1 protein-coding gene is annotated in these 287 nt (G+C 42.2%); it reads left to right on the plus strand.

Going from position 1 to position 287, the window contains the following annotated elements; translation table 11 throughout:
• Positions 1 to 287 (plus strand): dTDP-4-dehydrorhamnose 3,5-epimerase family protein (locus ETC27_RS17910; protein WP_205742771.1); only part of this gene is annotated, 287 nt, incomplete at both ends.

The raw sequence follows: 287 nt of genomic DNA on the forward strand, positions 1-287 counted from the left end.
ATAACGTTTCTTTCTCACGTAAAAATGTTTTGCGCGGTTTACACGCTGAACCATGGGACAAATATATTTCTGTAGCAGATGGTGGACGTGTTTTGGGCTCATGGGTAGATCTTCGTGAAGGCGAGAGCTTTGGTCATGTTTACCAAACAGTGATTGATGCCAGCAAGGGCATTTTTGTACCACGTGGCGTTGCCAATGGTTACCAAGTTTTAAGTGATACTGTTTCATACTCTTACATAGTAAAAGACTATGGGGCTGTGGAACTTAAACCAAAATACGCTTTCGTC

It is taken from the genome of Onishia niordana (assembly GCF_004798965.1).
Classification (GTDB): domain Bacteria; phylum Pseudomonadota; class Gammaproteobacteria; order Pseudomonadales; family Halomonadaceae; genus Onishia; species Onishia niordana.